The sequence below is a fragment of the Pseudoflavonifractor sp. MSJ-37 genome (assembly GCF_018917965.1).
Lineage (GTDB): Bacteria > Bacillota > Clostridia > Oscillospirales > Oscillospiraceae > Pseudoflavonifractor_A.
The window spans coordinates 796,721-813,284 of record NZ_JAHLPP010000001.1 but is presented as its reverse complement, the minus strand read 5'-3'; the positions used below and the strand labels follow the sequence as shown (position 1 = coordinate 813,284).

The following is a 16,564-nucleotide window of genomic DNA, read 5'->3' as shown; positions in this document are numbered from 1 at the left end:
CGTCCTCCTTCCATGGCATAGGATACCGGAACATCCTTACGGACCGCCGGTGATATTTCTTATAAGATCCTTAAGGCCTGCCCAGATATCGCTCCGCGGCGGCCAGAAAGGCCCGGATCTCCTCCGACGGCTCCTTCGGATACAGGATGCCGTAGGGGATCGGATGGTCCCACTCCATCGGGATCGTCACCAGACCGGGATGGACGTCTTTCCAGCATTCGATCGTCACCATCACGTTCCCGGTCTGGGCGCAGCGGTTGAACACCTCCATGTCGTAGAACTGGGCGGTATCTTCGATCTGGATCCCGGGACAGGCCAGGACCTCCGCCCGGATCCCATCCACCGTCTCGGAATCCCCCCGCTTGACCATCATCAGCGTCTCGCCCCGCAGGTCCTGGAGCCGGATCTTCTCCCAGTGGGCCAGCCGGTGTTCCCGGGGCACCGCCACACAGTGCTGATAGGTCCCCAGTTGAACGAAGCGGCACCGCTCCATCCAGAGCGTGGAGTCACAGACGCCGATCATGAAGTCGTACTTCTCCCCCAGCGCACCGATCTCCTCCAGGATGTCCCGGTGGTCGTCCTCGAAGGGCACGATGTGGAGTTTATAGCCCGGAAGCTCCCGGTCCACCTGATACCAGAGGTCCATGAAGGACTTGCATGGATTCAAGAGCGAGCTCCCGATACGGAAAGTGGTCTCCGCCGTCTGGGCTTCCCGGCGCGCCTCCGCGATGGCCCTGTCCGAGTATTCGAAGAGAAATTTCGCGTGACGGTAGATCGTCTGTCCGGCTGGCGTCAGCCGGATCCCCTGATTGCTCCGCTCCAGCAGTTTCAACCCCAGATGCTTCTCCAGCGCATTGATCTGCTTCATCACCGCCGAGGGCGACAGGAAGAGCTTCTCTGCCGCCTTGTTGAAGCTTCCGCAGTCGGCTACACAGGTGAACGCCGTCAGGCGTGTATCGAACATCGGTCCTTCCCCCTTCATTCGTATTGCCTTTTGGTAGATACGATGTTACCATATCGGCCCTTCCCCCGTCAACCGTTCCGAGAGTATCATATGGATGCGATAAGGCCGCCGCAGAGGCGACAAGGAGGAATGATATCCATGTCGAACGTGTTGATCGCCTATTTCTCCCGTGCAGATGAGAACTATTTTGGAAGCGGAGCCGGTCCTGCGGACCTGGCTCGGACAGTGAAAGGAGCCGTCATCATGAAAACGATGGACAAAGCAGCATTCGATCAGCAGAACGTGTTCGGCACCGGCGCGCCCAACACGGCTTTCGCTCCGTATTTCATCGGAGATTCCTTCCTGAACCCCCTCACCAAACCTCAGGACGGTGTGTTCCTGGCCAACGTCACCTTCGAGCCCGGCTGTCGGAACAACTGGCATATCCACCATGCCGTCAAGGGAGGCGGTCAGATCCTGATCTGCACCGCCGGTGAAGGCTGGTATCAGGAGGAGGGCAGGGAGGCCGTCAGCCTGGTCCCCGGCACGGTGATCGTGATCCTGCCGGAGGTGAAGCACTGGCACGGAGCCAAGAAGGACTCCTGGTTCAGCCATATCGCCCTGGAGGTCCCCGGCGAGGAGTGCCGAAACGAGTGGTGCGAGCCTGTCTCTGACGCAGACTACGATAAGCTTTGATCATTTTGCGGGAGGTATCGTGACGATGGAAAAAGTGACTGTGGGCCATGACGCTCTGGGCGAGTTCGCCCCGAAATTCGCAGAGCTCAACGACGATGTGCTCTGCGGCCAGATCTGGTCCCGGGAGGACAAGCTCTCTCCCCGAGACCGAAGTCTGATCACGGTGACGGCTCTGATGGCCAGCGGTGTGCTGGACAACTCTCTCCAGTACCACATCTCGAAGGCCAAAGAGCACGGTGTCACGAAGGAGGAGATGTCGGAGGCCCTGACACAGCTGGCTTTCTATGCGGGCTGGCCCAAAGCCTGGGCCGCCTTCCGCATGGCCAAAGAGGTCTACGGCGGCTGATCCTTTCTCCATGTGCATATGAGAACGGCCCCCCAGACGCAGATCTGCGTCTGGGGGGCATCATCATCACTCCAGATCTTGGAGCGCATATCGTTCGATCATCTGGCCGAGTCCGGCCTCACAGGCGGGCGGCGCGATGTACTGCGCCGCAGTCTTTGCCTCCTCCATGCCATTCTCCATAGCAAAGGACCACTTGGCCCAACGGAGCATCTCTACATCGTTCCCACCGTCTCCGAAGGCCATGACCTCTTCCCGGGAGATCCTTCGCTGAGCGCAAAGGGCGGCCAGTGCGCGGCCCTTATCGGAGCTGGCGGAGCTGATCTCCAAATTATCCCGGAGCCCGGAGGCGAGATAGAGGCCTCCCATCTCCCCGAAGGTACGGCGGAGTTCCTCCAGTGTATCCGGCGGGATGAGGAAGCAGTCGATCTTCTCTACCCGATGGCCTGCTAAGGCGGCATCCAAGTCGTCCACTACTTGAGTGGTCTCCTCCACCAGCCGCTGGAATTCCGGCGTCAAGAAGGGATGGGTCTGGACCACCTCATCCATAGGGCGCTCCAAATAGGCCTCTCCCCCGCAGTATGCCAAGAACAAGATCTTCCGGGCCCGCAGGAGCCCGATGACCTTCCTCCAGAGGGGCTCTTCCAAGCCTCCGGCGGCGAGCCATTCCCGCCCCCTGATGTCCAGCACCGAGGCTCCGTTGCACAGGACCGCATAGTCCACACAGCCCATCTGCTCCACCAGGTCGCGGACATAACACCAGGGGCGGCCGCTGGCCACAGCCACAGCGACTCCCTTCCCGGAGGCAACCTGGAGAGCCGCCAAATTCCGGGGCGGGACCGTCACATGGTCTTGGGCCAAGAGCGTGCCATCCATATCAGTGGCGATGAGGCGGATCATCGGATCACTTCTTCAGCGCGACGGCAGCGCGGGCCTGGGTGGCGATGCCCTCTGGAGTCAGGCCATAGTGCTCCAGCACCAGAGGCGCCTTTCCGGAGCGGCCGAACACGTCGTTCACGCCATGACGGACCACAGGGACCGGGCAGACGCCGGACAGGTAACCGGCGACCGCCTCGCCCAGACCGCCGAGGATGTTGTGCTCCTCCGTGGTGACGACAGCGCCGGTCTCATGTGCGGCCTTGAGCAGGAGTTCCTCATCCAGAGGCTTGATGGTGTGCATATCGAGGACGCGGGCATCGATGCCGTCGGCGACCAGGATATCCGCGGCCTTCAGGGCCATCTGGACCATCATGCCGGTGGCCACGATGGTCACGTCCTTGCCGTCCCGCAGGGTGACGCCCTTCCCGAGCTCGAAGGAATAGCCGGGGATGCTGTCCGTGACGGTCTCCACAGCCAGACGGCCCAGGCGCAGATAGGCGGGACCCTCATAGTCCAGCAGTGCCTTCACGGCCTGAGTCATCTCATAGCCGTCACAGGGGCAACAGACCAGCATACCAGGGATCGAGCGCATCGTGGCGAAGTCCTCACAGCACTGGTGAGTAGCGCCGTCCTCGCCCACGCTCAAACCGCCGTGAGAACCCACGATCTTCACGTTCAGATGAGGATAGGCCACGGAGTTGCGGACCTGCTCGAAAGCACGGCCGGCGGCGAACATAGCGAAAGTGGCGGCGAAGGGCTTCTTGCCACAGGTGGCCAGACCGGCGGCCACGCCCACCATATCGGCCTCAGCGATGCCCATATCGAAAAAGCGCTCCGGATAGGTCTTGGCGAAATCCTTGGTCATAGTGGCTCCGGACAGGTCGGCGTCCAGCACCACCAGCTCCGGATACTGCTCCGCCAGCGCAACGATGGCCTTGCCAAAGGCCCCGCGAGTCGCGATCTTATCAGACATGGTCAGTTCCCCTCCAGTTCGTTCAGCTTGGCCTCCAGTTCGGCCTTGGCCTGCGCATACTGCTCATCATTGGGCGCCTTGCCGTGCCAGCCCGCGTCGTTCTCCATGAAGGAGACGCCCTTGCCCTTGATGGTGTGGGCCAGAATCACGGTGGGCTTGTCGGAGCAAGTCTTGGCCTGATCCAGCGCCTCGGCGATGGCGGCGTAGTCATGGCCGTCCACCTGGAGCACGTTCCAGTTGAACGCCTCGAACTTCTTGTCCAGAGGCTCGGTGGGCATGACGTCCTCGGTCTTGCCGTCGATCTGGAGCCCGTTCACGTCCACGATGGCGCACAAGTTGGAGAGGTGGTACTTGGCCGCGGCCATGGCGGCCTCCCAGATCTGGCCCTCAGCCAGCTCACCGTCACCCAGGACGGAGTAGACCCGGTAGTCCTTCTGATCCACCTTGCCGGCCAGCGCCATGCCGACCGCGGCGGAGAGGCCCTGGCCCAGAGAGCCGGTGGACATATCCACGCCAGGGACGTTCACCATATCAGGATGGCCCGACATATGGCCGTCGATGGAGCGGAAGAGCTTCAGCTCCTCCACGGGGAAATAGCCCTTCAGCGCCAGCATGGGATAGAGCGCGGGCGTACAGTGGCCCTTGGACAGCACGAAGCGGTCCCGACCGGGGCACTTGGGATCCTGAGGCCGCACACGCATCTCGTGAAAATACAACACCGTCAGGATGTCCATCACGGACAGCGCGCCGCCGATGTGGCCAGAGGCCGCCGTATGGACCATCTCCATGCCCAGCAGGCGTGCCTTCGCGGCAGTGACTGCCAGCTCATGTACCTTTGCCTGTTCCATTCGATTCACCGATCCTTTACTATCGTTTTTTGAACCATTGCTTCCAGTATAGACCACCTTCGTCCGGGACGCAAGATGGAAAAGCGATGATTTCCGGCCGTTCAAGGCCGCTTTTTCCGTCTAAGCCGCCCTCCATGCTCCCGCTCGGCCCAGTCCCACAGGCGGAGGGCCGCCAGAGCGCACCCCGTCCCGATCAGGACGCCGATGAGCACATCCGTCGGATAGTGGACCCCCACATAGAGCCGGGAGAAGGCCATCAGCACCGCCATGGCTATGGCCGCGATCCGTCCGCCCCGCCAAGGCAGGGTCCTCAGCCAAACTGTCCCGGCGGCGAAGGCGGCGGTCGTATGCCCGGAGGGGAAGGAATTCGGGTCTTTCTCTTCTACCAGATGGACCAGACCCTCCACCAGATGCCAGGGCCGAATCCGCTGGACCAGATGCTTGAGGACCACGTTGGTACACAGGAGCCCGAACAGCATGGCCAGGAGCGCGCATCCGCCTGCCTTCCGGGTCTTAGGCGAGCAGAGCAGGAGCAGGGACAGCACGATCCACAGGAGCCCCGCGTTGCCCAGTCGTGTATAGAAAGAGAAGAATGCCGTCAGCACCGGTCCCCGGGCCTGTTCCTGGATCCAGAGCAGGACTGCGCCGTCCAGACGCATGAGACGATCGATCATCATACAAAGCCACCCTCCCAAGCCGCTGTCGAACGGCCGCAGATAGAAAAACGACAGGGCGGGGAAAACTCCCTGCCCTGTCAGTCCAGTCGGATACGATCACTCCGCGCCTTCCCACTGGCAGTCCGTGATGACGCCGTTGGCGAATTCGAAGTGCGCGGTCTTGAGTGTATGGGTCTTGCCGATGCGGACCTCCTGCGTGCCCACCTCGTTGGTGACTCGGTCGGGCACCGTGACCTCCACAGTGAAGGTCAGGTCCAGCAGGTCATCTGCCAGAGGGATGGTCAACGCACCGGTACTGGAGGTGATGATGGCGGCATTGTCATGGGGCTGGGAGGTCACGTCGGTCACATAGCCCCGGAGCAGGTTGCCGGAAGCCATGAGTTCGTCGCCCTTCTGCCCGTTCTCATCCACCTGGTCGATATACTCTTTGATCGAATCATAGATCTCGGGATAGACGCTGTTCACCTGGACCGTGTAGGTGAGCTTCGCTTTCCCGCCGGATTCTCCGGGGAGCGTCCCACCCTTGCCCATGAGCCGGATCGCCGCCACCGCGGCGATCGCCACTACTAAGACCAAGACCAGCAGGTCTACGATATTGATCTTTCCAAACAGTCTGCCCTTTTCATCCAGCATCTTTTGCAGCCTCCGGGTCGTAAATTGACATAAGTATCAGACGTGGTGTACAATAGGACCGCTATGACCGTCCATCCCACGACTGGAGACATTGTAGCATACTTCGATCTCTGGAACAAGTCTTTTTTCATCTGGAGGGTCTCACCAATGAAAGTCATCCACCTGATCAGCGGCGGCGACAGCGGCGGCGCCAAGACCCATGTGCATTCTCTCCTTCAGAACCTGTCCCAGACCATCGATGTCACGATGGTCTGTTTCATGGACGGCCCCTTTGCGCAGGAAGCCCGGGAACTGGGCATCCACACGGTCATCTTCTCCGGCCGGAACGTCTTCGCCACCTATCGAAAACTGAAGAAGTTCATCAAAGACGGCGGCTATCAGATCATCCACTGCCACGGTGCCCGCGGCAATATGATGGGTGCCCTCCTGCGCCGGTCCACCGGCCTGCCGGTCGTATCCACCGTCCACTCGGACTATCGGCTGGATTATCTGGGCCGCCCTGCGGCCCGGCTCATCTATGGGACCACCAACACGGTGGCTCTGCGCTTCCTGGACTATCGGATCGGTGTCTCGGACGCCATGACGGATCTGCTCATCTCCCGGGGCTTCGACCCGGACAGGCTCTTCACCATCTACAACGGTCTGGATTTCTCCCCCCGCCATCCCGCTCTGGACCGGTCGGCCTACCTCCGCTCGGTCGGCCTGGAGGCGGATGATGACTGTGTGGTCGTCGGCATCGCCGCCCGGCTGGACCCAGTGAAGGATGTGGGCACCCTGATCCGCGGCTTTGCCAAAGCTCACGCGGAACGTCCCAAGCTCCGCCTCCTCATCGCCGGCGACGGCGAGGAGCGGGATGCCCTGAAGACGCTCGTCAAGGAGTTGGACATAGAACGGGTGGTCTGCTTCGCCGGCTGGATCTCCGATATCGACAGCTTCTACAACGCTCTGGATATCAACACCCTCACCTCTCTCTCTGAGACCTTCCCCTATGCCCTGACCGAGGGCGCCAGGGCCAAGCTCCCCACTGTGGCCAGCCGGGTGGGCGGCGTGCCCTATCTCATCGAAGACGGCGTGACCGGTCTCCTGTTCGAGGCCCGGGACGCAGACGGGCTGGCACGCCAGCTCACCGCTCTGGCCAAGGACGCCACCCTCCGCCGTCATCTGGGGGACCGGCTCTATGAGCGGGCGGACCGGGATTTCTCTCTGGGATCCACCCTCCACCGCCAGCTTCAGATCTATGAGACGATCCTCCGGCGGCAAGAGCGGAAAAAGACCCACCATCGGAGAGACGGCGTTTTAGTCTGCGGAGCCTATGGCCGTGGCAATGCCGGAGACGACGCTATCCTGGAGGCCATCGTCACCGAACTGCGGGCCCTGGACCCGGACCTCCCGGTCTGGGTCCTGTCCCGGGATCCGGAGAGCACACGCCTCACCTACCGGGTGAACTCCATCTATACCTTCAACTTCTTCCGCTATCTGTGGCGGATGACCAAGACACGCCTCTATATCAACGGCGGCGGCTCTCTCATGCAGGACGTGACGAGCCACCGCTCCCTGTGGTTCTATCTCTCCACCATCTCAGCCGGCAAGCTCTTGGGCAACAAGGTCCTCATGTACGGCTGCGGCATCGGGCCCATCCGCTCGGAGTCCAATCGGCGGCGGGCCGCCAAGGTCCTCCAGAAGCGGGTGGACGCCATCACGCTCCGGGATACCCACTCTCGGGAAGAGCTGGCCTCCATGGGCGTGGACCAGCCGGAGATCATCCTCTCTGCCGATCCCACGGTGATCCTTCCGGCGGCCCCCGCCCAAGTGGTGGACGGCATTCTGGAGCGGGAAGGTCTGGAGCCCAATGGCCGCTACATCGGCTTTACTCTGCGCCCCTGGCCCGGCTTCAGGGAAAAAGCGGAGATCTTTGCTGCCGCCGCCGACTATGCCTGGAAGCAGTATGGTCTGACCCCGGTGTTCCTCCCCATCGAGAGCCGGCTGGATCTGAACGCCATCCGCCAGGCCACCTCCCGGATGACCGCGCCCTATCATATCATCGAGGACACCGGATCCTCCGCCAATACCATCGGCCTTTTCGCCCGGATGAAGGTCGTGGTCTCCATGCGCCTCCACGCGCTGGTGTTCGCTGCCAGTCAGGGTGTTCCTCTGGTCGGCGTGGTCTATGACCAGAAGATCAGTTCTTTCCTCTCCTATATCGGTCAGGATCTGTTCATCGACCTCTCCTCTCTGACGCTGGATCAGCTCACTGCCGACATCGACGCTGCCTACGCCCGGATCGATGACCACGCCTTCCTCACAGAGGGTGTGGAACGGCTCCGTCAGGTGGAACACCACAATTCTGCCACGGCCGCCCGTCTGCTGGGGCTCCCGGAGGTGGCAGCGGATTGAAGCAGCTCGTCTGTCTGGCCGACCGCCCCTGGAGCCGGGTCCCCGCCCGGACCCAGCAGCTCATGACCAGGATGAAGGATGTCCGGATCCTCTATCTGGAACCTCCCCTCCGCCGGAAGCGCCACTGGAAAGACGAGGGACGCCGGATGCGGTCCGACCTTCTGGTCTATTCCCTTCCTCCGATCCTGGACCCGGAGGAGAACAACCGCCTCCTCTTCCACATGGGCCAGCGGAAGCTGTCCCGGTATATCGAGCGGATCATGGGCCGACATGGCTTTCGGGACCCTGTCCTCTGGTGCGCGACCCCATCAGCGGTCCATCTGCTGGATACGCTTCCCTTCCGGGGACTCATCTACGACTGTGGCCGTGACTGGTCCTCTCTCCCCGACGACTGGGAGAGCGACCTCTGTTTGGAGGCTGACGTGGTCTTTGCCGCCTCGCCGGAGCTGGTCGACCATCTGTCTCCATGCAATGACAACGTGGTCCTCCTCCCCAACGGAGCCAACTGGTCTATCTTTTCCCGGGAGGACCTGTCCATCCCTCCGGAGCTTCAAGACATCCAGGGCCCCATCGTGGGCTATGAGGGCACGATCTGGCACGATCTGGACCTCGCTCCCCTCCTCCGGGCCGCCCGGGACTATCCCCGGGTCCACTTCGTCCTGATCGGACGGGTGGAGGAAACCCCCGCCCTTCGGGCCCTGCACGCCTTGCCCAACGTACGTCTCCTGGGCTGGAGGCCGCTGATGGAGCTCCCGGCCTATCTGGCCCGCTTCGATGTGGGGGTCAGCCTTCTCCGGCGGGACTCTCTGGACACCGATGTCCTTCCGCCCAGGATCTTCGAGTATTTCTCCGCCGGGAAGCCAGTGGTGTCCATGCTCCTCCCCGGACAGGTAGAGCAGTTCCCGGATGTGATCTACAGCGCCCACTCCGCCCATGAGTTCTCTCAGCTCTGTGGAAGTGCCCTGGCCGAGGCCGGGACATGGGCCAGAGACCGCCGCCGCGCCTACGGCGAGGCCGCCTCCTGGTCCAACCGTGCCCGGAAGATCGAACAGATCCTGGGGGGCATCGGGATGTTTTGAGTCCTACACGTTCAGTATCTTTTAAAGTCGAACACGGCGCACCGCTGGGAAAGCCCCCGCGGTGCGCCGTGTTTCTTTTTCTGCTCACTGGATGCTGTAACTGCCGCGGACCATCAGTGTCACAGCAGTGACGGCCCTGACGCCTCGATCTGGCTGAGTGGCCAGATAGAGGTGGTTGGAGGTCAGCGTCCCGCCGGGTGCCAGCGTAGATCCGCCGGTCATGTCCACCAGTCCCGGGGACGTACTGGAAGAACAGGTCCCAGTACCGGTCCGCAGGAGGATCTCGCAGGAGCTCCCAGCCGTCAGGGTCTGGCCCTTGCTGAGGCTGACCACCTGATAGACCGCAGAGGTGCTCCCGCCATTCCCTTTCACGCTCTGCGCATAGCCGTCCGCCACCTGCTGGAGTTGGCTTTTCAGGTCGGTCTCCCGCTGGGCGATCTTCGTATCCACCTGCGACAGGATCGCCGGGATCGCCTTGTCGTTCAGATAGCTCAGTGTCACCAGCGGATCGCTTTGGCTCCCCTGACTGGCCGCCAGCGCCGCGGCGGTGAGCGAGAGCGTCACGAGGCCGCCCGCCAGCAGGCGGCAGGACATCCACTTCTTCTGCTTCATGAGGATCCTCCTATGTATGCCTGTGCCATGATATCGGTCTGCGGGCCCCGGCGGAACGCTATCCTATGTAGCCTTCCGCCGGCCCGCGTACCGGTCCGCCGCCTCAGGCGGTCAGACCATCTGCTGCGGATGGAGCCCAAAGCTCACTGCGATGGCTGAGTCCACCTTCCGCATCAACGTGTTGTCCAGTCTGCCCATATGCTCCCGCAGACGCCTCTTGTCCAGGGTCCGGATCTGCTCCAGCAGGACCACCGAGTCCTTCGGGAGCCCATACGTCCCCGCCGCGAACTCGATGTGTGTGGGCAGACGGGCCTTCCCGGTCTGGGACGTGATGGCCGCCGCGATCACGGTGGGACTGTGTTTGTTCCCGGTGTCGTTCTGGACGATCAGCACCGGACGGACGCCGCCCTGCTCGCTCCCCACCACCGGGCTCAGGTCGGCATAAAAAATGTCTCCGCGCTTTACGTTGTTATCCACAAAAGCTCACACTCCGCGGTCAGATAGTAGCCGGAGACACCGCCCTCTCAGGGGCCGTGTCCGACTGCTATGATTTTCCCACGGTGCGGCGCGATCTATACCCACAGCACGAAAGATCTGCCGGGATCGCGTTCCGCCGCACAGCGCGGCCCATGCGCTCCCCGGTCCATTTTATGTGCTGGTCAGTCCGTCCGTGCCCCTTCCAGATAGATCCTGGGCACCCGGCGGGCGATGTTGCACATGATCTCATAGGAGATGGTCCCCAGCTCATCCGCCATCTTCTCGATGGGCAGTTCCCTTCCGAACACCTCCGCCACATCGCCGGGATGGACATCTCCGTCCACCCGGACCATGCACAGGTCCATACACACCCGGCCGGTGATGGGCCGCTCCTTCCCTCCGATGAGGATCGTGCCACGGTTGGACAGGGCTCTGGCCAGGCCATCCGCATAGCCGATGCCCAAGACCGCCAGCTTCGTATCCTCCTTGAGCTGAGCTGTACGGCCGTAGCTCACATAGGCCCCGGCGGGGAGATCCCGGACGGCGGCCACACGGGTCTTGAGGGTCATCACCGGCTCCAGACCAGGACCATCCAGCCCCTCCAGCTCCGGAGCGGGGTAGTGGCCGTACAGCTCTAGGCCGGGACGCACCATGTCCATATGGGCGCAGGGGAATCGAAGGGTGGCTGCGCTGGCGGCGCAGTGCCGGAGCGAGAACCGGAGTCCCTTCTCCTCCAGATCCCGGATCAGATCCAGGAACCGGGTCAGCTGGAGCATACTGTACTCCTCACTGCCGTCGGCATCAGAGAAGTGGGTGAAGATGCCCTCGTGCTCCAAGCCGGGGAGCGCGCAGATAGCGGCGATGGTCTCCACGCTCTCCGCCCGGTGAGCCTCGTCGCAGAGCAGGCCCAGGCGGGACATCCCGGTGTCGATCTGGAGGTGGATCTTGGCCGTGCGCCCCTCCGCCTGAGCGGCGTCCGAGATGGCCCTGGCGGTATCCACGTCCCACACCGCCTGAGTCAGACGCATCCGGACCAGATCTCCGGCGAACTCCGCGGGAGTGTGCCCTAAGATCAGGATCGGCAGCGTGATGCCCGCCACCCGGAGTTCTGCCGCCTCGTCCAGACAGGCCACGGCTAGATAGTCCGCCCCCAGTTTCTCCAGACGGCGGGCCACCGGGATCGCTCCGTGCCCATAGGCGTTGGCTTTCACCACGCCCAGAAAGCGGCAGCCCTCCGGCAGTGCCGCACGGATCGTTCGATAATTATGCTCCAGTGCACCCAGGTCGATCTCTGCCCAGGTACGGCGCTCTCTGCTCTCCATCTCCGCGTCCTCCTTCTCTGCCAGCCGACAGGGATGCTCCCTCCGCGGCAGTATGACAAGCGTCCGTCTCACGGCGCTTTCCTCTGAACCGATGCCAGGCACAGGTCATGTATTTCGATCCACGCACCCGGCAGTTTCTTTATCATAGCACAAACTCCCCCCTGCTACAAGGGCGGCAGGCCACAAAAAGCGAGGACGATTGACAGCCGTCTCCATTCCGTGTATACTCCATATCGTTCTTTTTAGAACGATTTAATGAGGAGATGACGTTATGCTGAGACCAGAATTTTGGATCTCCAGCCAAGATCTCTATCAGGACCTTCTTATATCCGTCTGCGAAAAATACAGCTTGAATCTGATCGAAGTCCATGTGATCCTGTTCCTGGCCAACAATCCGGGATTCGACACAGCCGCTCAGATCGTGGCCGTCCGGCATCTGGCCAAGTCCTATGTCTCTGTGGCGGTCCGCGCCCTCCAGGAGCGGGGCCTCCTGAGGGGACAGAGGCGTCCGGATGACCGGCGGACGATCCATCTCTCCCTACTGGATGCCGCCGCCCCGATCGTAGCGGATGGCCGGGCGGCACAGGAACGGTTCCTCTCCATCCTCCTGCATGGCGCCACACAGGAGGAGTTGGACTGTGTTTCGTCCCTGTTGGAGAAAGTCGAACACAATATCGAGGTCTACCAGGCCCCGGACCCAGACATCGGATAGGAGGAACGACATGGACCGAAGCAAGGAATTCTTAGGGACTGCCCCCATCGGCGGTCTGCTCTTCAAACTGGCCGTCCCGACCGTCACAGCTCAGCTCGTGAACATGCTCTACAACATCGTGGACCGGATCTATATCGGCCATATGCCTGAGGATGGTAGTCTGGCCCTCACCGGCGTAGGCGTCTGTATGCCGATCATCATGGTGATATCTGCCTTCGCCGCTCTGGTCAGCTCCGGCGGCTCGCCCCGGGCGTCGATCTTCATGGGCAAGGGCGATGATGAGACGGCGGAGCGGATCCTGGGCGGGTGCTTCTCCCTCCAAGTACTGGTGTCACTGGTCCTCACCGCGGTCCTCCTCATCTGGGACCGGGACATCCTGCTGGCCTTCGGTGCCAGCGAGAACACGATCGGATATGCCACCGCCTACATGGACATCTACGCCGTCGGCACCCTGTTCGTCCAGCTCACCCTAGGCATGAACACTTTCATCACTGCCCAGGGCTATGCGAACACCAGTATGCTCACCGTGCTGATCGGCGCGGCCTGCAACATCGTGCTGGATCCGATCCTCATCTTTGGCCTGAACATGGGCGTCCGCGGTGCGGCCACCGCCACCGTCATCTCTCAGGCCGTCTCCTGTATTTGGGTCCTCGCCTTCCTACGGGGCAGGCGGACCACGCTGAAGCTCAAGCGGGAAAACCTCGGTCTGGATCCTCAGATCCTCCTCCCCTGTCTGGCACTGGGCGCTTCTACCTTCATCATGCAGGCCAGCGAGAGCGTGATCTCCGTCGCCTTCAATTCCTCTCTGCTGAAATACGGCGGAGATATGGCTGTGGGCGCTATGACGATCCTCACCAGCGTGACCCAGTTCGCCATGCTCCCCATGCAGGGCATCGCCCAGGGCGCTCAGCCCATCAGCAGCTACAACTTTGGCGCCCGGAAGCCGGACCGGGTCAAAAAGACCTTCCGCCTTCTGCTCACGTCCTGTATGATATACTCCGTCACCTTCTGGGCGGCAGTTATGCTCTTCCCCCAGCTCTTTGCCGCCATGTTCACCTCGGACGCGGCACTGATCCGGTTCACCGCCTCCGCTCTGCGGATCTACTATGGCGGGATGTGCCTCTTCGGGATCCAGATCGCCTGCCAGATGACCTTCGTGTCCACTGGCAATGCCGTCTGCTCCATCATCGTGGCTGTCATCCGGAAGTTCGTCCTGCTCCTGCCCCTGATCTTCCTGGTCCCCCACCTGGTCTCTGACCCCACGACCGGCGTCTATCTGGCAGAGCCCATCGCCGACGTGCTGGCGGTGACGATCACGGCGGTCCTCTTCTCCATCCAATTCCGCCGGGCCATCCGCCGGCTGGAGGAGCCTCTGGTCGAAGGCTGACGTTGGAGCATCGTCTCAGAAAACAGGAACGTCCCTGTACCCACAGATGCGGTACAGGGACGTTCCTTGCTTCATACAGTCAGCGGTCACAGGTCCGCCGCGCCCCCGGCCTCCCGGGCCGCCTCCAGCATGGCGTCCACCTCATCCGGACGACAGCGGATATCTCCGTCTCCCTTCCTCCGATAGGTGCCCCGGTACGGGTCCTTTCCGATGTACACCGGGCGGACGGCGGCCTCCGCCCAAGGGACCTGGATCACGATGATGTCTCCATCCGGGGTGGGCTCGATGGCCGCCCTCCCTTCGGACATCAGGTCCACGCTGACCACAGCCGGGTCCTGGACCATGGACAGGAATTCCTCCAGCATCTCCTGGGCATCCAGGAGCCCCTGGATCCGGAGCGTATGGTCGGGCAGCTCCTCTACCCCCAGCAGGATGATGCCGCCGTAAGTGTTCGCGAAGGCGGAATAACTCTCCCACAGGCTCTCCGGCAGACCTCCGGTAGCCAGCTTGGCCTCCAGCCGGTCGTTCTCCCGATAGCTCTCGATGCGTTCCAGCGAAAACATAGGGCTCCCCCCTCTTCGTTTGACGGATCGATCTGATCGATGATGGTATGAGTAAAGCCCCGAAGTCGTCTCACACAACTCCGGGGCTTTCGTTCTGGTGCGGATGACGGGACTTGAACCCGTACGTCATGGACACACGCACCTCAAACGTGCCTGTCTACCAGTTCCAGCACATCCGCATATCTTGCTGGCTCAGAACGCTTATTTATTATATAATGCCGTCCTCTGTTTGTCAACCGCATTTCAAAAATTTCTGGGAATATTTTTCATCCCTCTCCCCGGCTCGTATCGGTGCAAGACCGGGGAGAGGGATCATATCTGCGCTTACAGGTTCGCGTCCAGGACGTCCGTATAGGCTTGGGCAGGCATGAGGCCCACCTTCCGGTCGATCTCCTTGCCGTCCTTGAAGAAAATGACGCAGGGGATGCTCATGACGCCCAGCTTCATGGCCAGCTCCTGTTCGTCATCGGTGTTCAGCTTGCCTATGACCGCCTTGCCCTCGTACTGGTCCGCCAGCTTCTCGATGGTGGGCCCCAGCATCCGGCAGGGGCCGCACCAGGGCGCCCACAGGTCCACCATGACCAGATCGCCGCTGCTGACCGCTTTCTCCAGACCTTCCGCGTTGAAATGATACAGTGCCATATCGTTTTACTTCCTTTCTGTCATACGTCGGATCGTTTCGTTGGAACGCCAGCGAGATCTTCATCCATCCCGCGGCACCGCTTTGCGGAGCCGGTCCACATATGCCGCCGCCCGGTGGCCCGCGATGAGGCCCTCTCCCACTGCCTTGGACACCTGATAGGGCCCGCCGGTACAGTCTCCCGCCGCGAACACTCCGGGGATGCTGGCCGCCATATCCCGGTCCACGACGATGTGTGGGCCGTCCAGCTCCAGGCCATACACCAACTCCGCCGGAGCCATGGAGGGCCGCAGGAGGAACACGCAGGTACAGGGGATATCCGTCCCATCCACATTCAGGGCGGAGACCGGACCGTCCCCCAGGATCTCCAACCGAGTCCCCTGGACGAAGGGGATGTCTGCCGGCAGATCCGCCGGACGTTCCCGGGCCACATAGGTGGGTCGACACCCCAGATTTCGGAGATAGACCGCCTCGGCGGGCGCATCGGCAGACTGGCCAACCACCGCCACCGGGCGGCCCCGGTAGAGTCCTCCATCGCAGGTGGCGCAGTAGCTCACGCCCCGCCCCAGATGCTCGGCCTCGCCTGGATATTTGCCCCCGTGAGCGATGCCGGTGGCCAGGACGACCGCACTGGCCGTCTCTACCTCGCTCTCCACGCCCACGAAGAAGCCGTCTCCGTCCGGCATGACGTTGAGAGCACGGCCGTACTTTCGTTCGATGCCCATAGCAGCGGCATGGGCGTCGAAACGCTCCAGCAGTTCCCGCCCGGAGAGCCCCGGCAGGCCCAGATAGTTCTCCACCCGCTCGGCCTTCCAGAGCGGGATGTCCTCCGGCCGGGCGCCGACCACCAGGACCGACCGGGCCCGGGCCCGGGCCTGGACTGCGGCGGAGAGGCCCGCCGGTCCTCCGCCGATGACGATGATATCATAGGGCAATGTGATAATCCTCCTTGCAGTCGTCCAGCAGAGCCGCCACCACGGCCGCCGCTCTGGGATCGGACACCTCATAGTAGATCTCGTTCCCGTTCCGCACCGCCCGGACGATCCCGGCCGCCTTCAGCTTGGCCAGATGCTGGGAGATGCAGGACTGGGACTGGCCCGTCTGCTCCACCATACATCCCACATTCCGGCATCCGCAGCGCAGCAGCCCCCGGACCAGCCGCAGACGGAGCGGATGCGCCAGCGCCTTCAGGAGCGAAGCACGTTTCTCGAAGGGACATCCCTCCATGGCTCTCTCCTCCATTCGTATTTCCTAATATCATTATATTCTGATATTCAGATATGTCAAGCTGTTTTTTCAAAGTCAGTCGGACCGCTTGCCGCCTCCCATGATCGTATGGTATGATATCCTATATCCGACCCGCCATACTTCTTATGGATATGGTAT

The 16,564-nt window shown here is 62.0% G+C and carries 19 protein-coding genes and 1 tRNA gene; 6 read left to right on the top strand and 14 right to left on the bottom strand.

Going from position 1 to position 16,564, the window contains the following annotated elements; translation table 11 throughout:
• Window positions 1-70 precede the first annotated feature (70 nt).
• Window positions 71-964, bottom strand: a complete 894-nt coding sequence (locus KQI12_RS03770; RefSeq protein ID WP_216570694.1) for a LysR family transcriptional regulator — start codon at window positions 962-964, stop codon at window positions 71-73.
• 243 nt (window positions 965-1,207) lie between these two features.
• Between KQI12_RS03770 and KQI12_RS03765 the strand changes: the two genes are divergently transcribed.
• Together KQI12_RS03765 and KQI12_RS03760 are read left to right on the top strand one after the other, a co-directional pair.
• Complete coding sequence (locus KQI12_RS03765) at window positions 1,208-1,639, top strand: cupin domain-containing protein (protein ID WP_216571440.1); 432 nt, start codon at window positions 1,208-1,210, stop codon at window positions 1,637-1,639.
• A gap of 25 nt (window positions 1,640-1,664) precedes the next feature.
• Window positions 1,665-1,985, top strand: coding sequence for a carboxymuconolactone decarboxylase family protein (locus KQI12_RS03760; protein WP_216570692.1), 321 nt, complete (start codon window positions 1,665-1,667; stop codon window positions 1,983-1,985).
• Between the two features lie 66 nt (window positions 1,986-2,051).
• On the opposite strand, the gene KQI12_RS03755 is transcribed toward KQI12_RS03760, so the two are convergent.
• The 5 genes from KQI12_RS03755 to KQI12_RS03735 all read right to left on the bottom strand — a co-directional run bounded on the left by KQI12_RS03755 (window position 2,052) and on the right by KQI12_RS03735 (window position 5,992).
• The gene (locus KQI12_RS03755; RefSeq protein ID WP_256445842.1) at window positions 2,052-2,882 is read right to left on the bottom strand and encodes an HAD family hydrolase; all 831 of its coding nucleotides are present in this window, start codon (window positions 2,880-2,882) and stop codon (window positions 2,052-2,054) included.
• Between the two features lie 4 nt (window positions 2,883-2,886).
• Window positions 2,887-3,834, bottom strand: a complete 948-nt coding sequence (locus KQI12_RS03750) for a transketolase family protein (RefSeq protein ID WP_216570688.1) — start codon at window positions 3,832-3,834, stop codon at window positions 2,887-2,889.
• A gap of 2 nt (window positions 3,835-3,836) precedes the next feature.
• Complete coding sequence (locus KQI12_RS03745) at window positions 3,837-4,682, bottom strand: transketolase (RefSeq protein ID WP_216570686.1); 846 nt, start codon at window positions 4,680-4,682, stop codon at window positions 3,837-3,839.
• Between the two features lie 101 nt (window positions 4,683-4,783).
• On the bottom strand, window positions 4,784-5,359 hold the full coding sequence (locus tag KQI12_RS03740) for a phosphatase PAP2 family protein (protein ID WP_253290789.1): 576 nt from the start codon (window positions 5,357-5,359) through the stop codon (window positions 4,784-4,786).
• Between the two features lie 96 nt (window positions 5,360-5,455).
• Window positions 5,456-5,992 (bottom strand): DUF4330 domain-containing protein, encoded by a 537-nt coding sequence (locus KQI12_RS03735; protein WP_216570684.1) that lies wholly within the window; start codon window positions 5,990-5,992, stop codon window positions 5,456-5,458.
• Window positions 5,993-6,139: 147 nt separating this feature from the next.
• On the opposite strand from KQI12_RS03735, the gene csaB reads away from it, so the two are divergent.
• Window positions 6,140-8,386, top strand: a complete 2,247-nt coding sequence (csaB, locus tag KQI12_RS03730; RefSeq protein ID WP_216570682.1) for a polysaccharide pyruvyl transferase CsaB — start codon at window positions 6,140-6,142, stop codon at window positions 8,384-8,386.
• Window positions 8,383-9,465, top strand: a complete 1,083-nt coding sequence (locus KQI12_RS03725; RefSeq protein WP_253290788.1) for a glycosyltransferase — start codon at window positions 8,383-8,385, stop codon at window positions 9,463-9,465. Before csaB ends, KQI12_RS03725 begins: the two co-directional genes overlap by 4 nt.
• Before the next feature lie 84 nt (window positions 9,466-9,549).
• Here the strand turns inward: KQI12_RS03725 and KQI12_RS03720 are convergent, their stop codons facing one another.
• The 3 genes from KQI12_RS03720 to alr form a co-directional block, all read right to left on the bottom strand.
• Complete coding sequence (locus KQI12_RS03720) at window positions 9,550-10,077, bottom strand: hypothetical protein (RefSeq protein WP_216570680.1); 528 nt, start codon at window positions 10,075-10,077, stop codon at window positions 9,550-9,552.
• Between the two features lie 111 nt (window positions 10,078-10,188).
• Window positions 10,189-10,554 carry a type II toxin-antitoxin system PemK/MazF family toxin gene (locus KQI12_RS03715; RefSeq protein ID WP_216570678.1) on the bottom strand — a complete coding sequence of 122 codons (366 nt, stop codon included), beginning with the start codon at window positions 10,552-10,554 and terminating at the stop codon, window positions 10,189-10,191.
• A 182-nt stretch (window positions 10,555-10,736) separates the two neighbouring features.
• Entirely contained in the window at window positions 10,737-11,876 is a 1,140-nt protein-coding gene (gene alr / locus KQI12_RS03710; RefSeq protein ID WP_216570676.1) for an alanine racemase, read from the bottom strand.
• Window positions 11,877-12,225: 349 nt separating this feature from the next.
• On the opposite strand from alr, the gene KQI12_RS03705 reads away from it, so the two are divergent.
• Window positions 12,226-12,588, top strand: coding sequence for a MarR family winged helix-turn-helix transcriptional regulator (locus tag KQI12_RS03705; protein WP_216570674.1), 363 nt, complete (start codon window positions 12,226-12,228; stop codon window positions 12,586-12,588).
• A 10-nt stretch (window positions 12,589-12,598) separates the two neighbouring features.
• Complete coding sequence (locus KQI12_RS03700) at window positions 12,599-13,975, top strand: MATE family efflux transporter (RefSeq protein WP_216570672.1); 1,377 nt, start codon at window positions 12,599-12,601, stop codon at window positions 13,973-13,975.
• A gap of 86 nt (window positions 13,976-14,061) precedes the next feature.
• Here the strand turns inward: KQI12_RS03700 and KQI12_RS03695 are convergent, their stop codons facing one another.
• The 5 genes from KQI12_RS03695 to KQI12_RS03675 all read right to left on the bottom strand — a co-directional run bounded on the left by KQI12_RS03695 (window position 14,062) and on the right by KQI12_RS03675 (window position 16,405).
• Window positions 14,062-14,538, bottom strand: coding sequence for a helix-turn-helix domain-containing protein (locus tag KQI12_RS03695; protein WP_216570671.1), 477 nt, complete (start codon window positions 14,536-14,538; stop codon window positions 14,062-14,064).
• A 95-nt stretch (window positions 14,539-14,633) separates the two neighbouring features.
• Window positions 14,634-14,717: transfer RNA gene (locus tag KQI12_RS03690), tRNA-Leu, on the bottom strand.
• A gap of 145 nt (window positions 14,718-14,862) precedes the next feature.
• Entirely contained in the window at window positions 14,863-15,180 is a 318-nt protein-coding gene (gene trxA / locus KQI12_RS03685; protein ID WP_216570670.1) for a thioredoxin, read from the bottom strand.
• A gap of 60 nt (window positions 15,181-15,240) precedes the next feature.
• The gene (locus KQI12_RS03680) at window positions 15,241-16,113 is read right to left on the bottom strand and encodes an NAD(P)/FAD-dependent oxidoreductase (RefSeq protein ID WP_253290787.1); all 873 of its coding nucleotides are present in this window, start codon (window positions 16,111-16,113) and stop codon (window positions 15,241-15,243) included.
• Window positions 16,103-16,405, bottom strand: coding sequence for a metalloregulator ArsR/SmtB family transcription factor (locus KQI12_RS03675; protein ID WP_216570668.1), 303 nt, complete (start codon window positions 16,403-16,405; stop codon window positions 16,103-16,105). Before KQI12_RS03675 ends, KQI12_RS03680 begins: the two co-directional genes overlap by 11 nt.
• Between the last annotated feature and the right edge of the window lie 159 nt (window positions 16,406-16,564).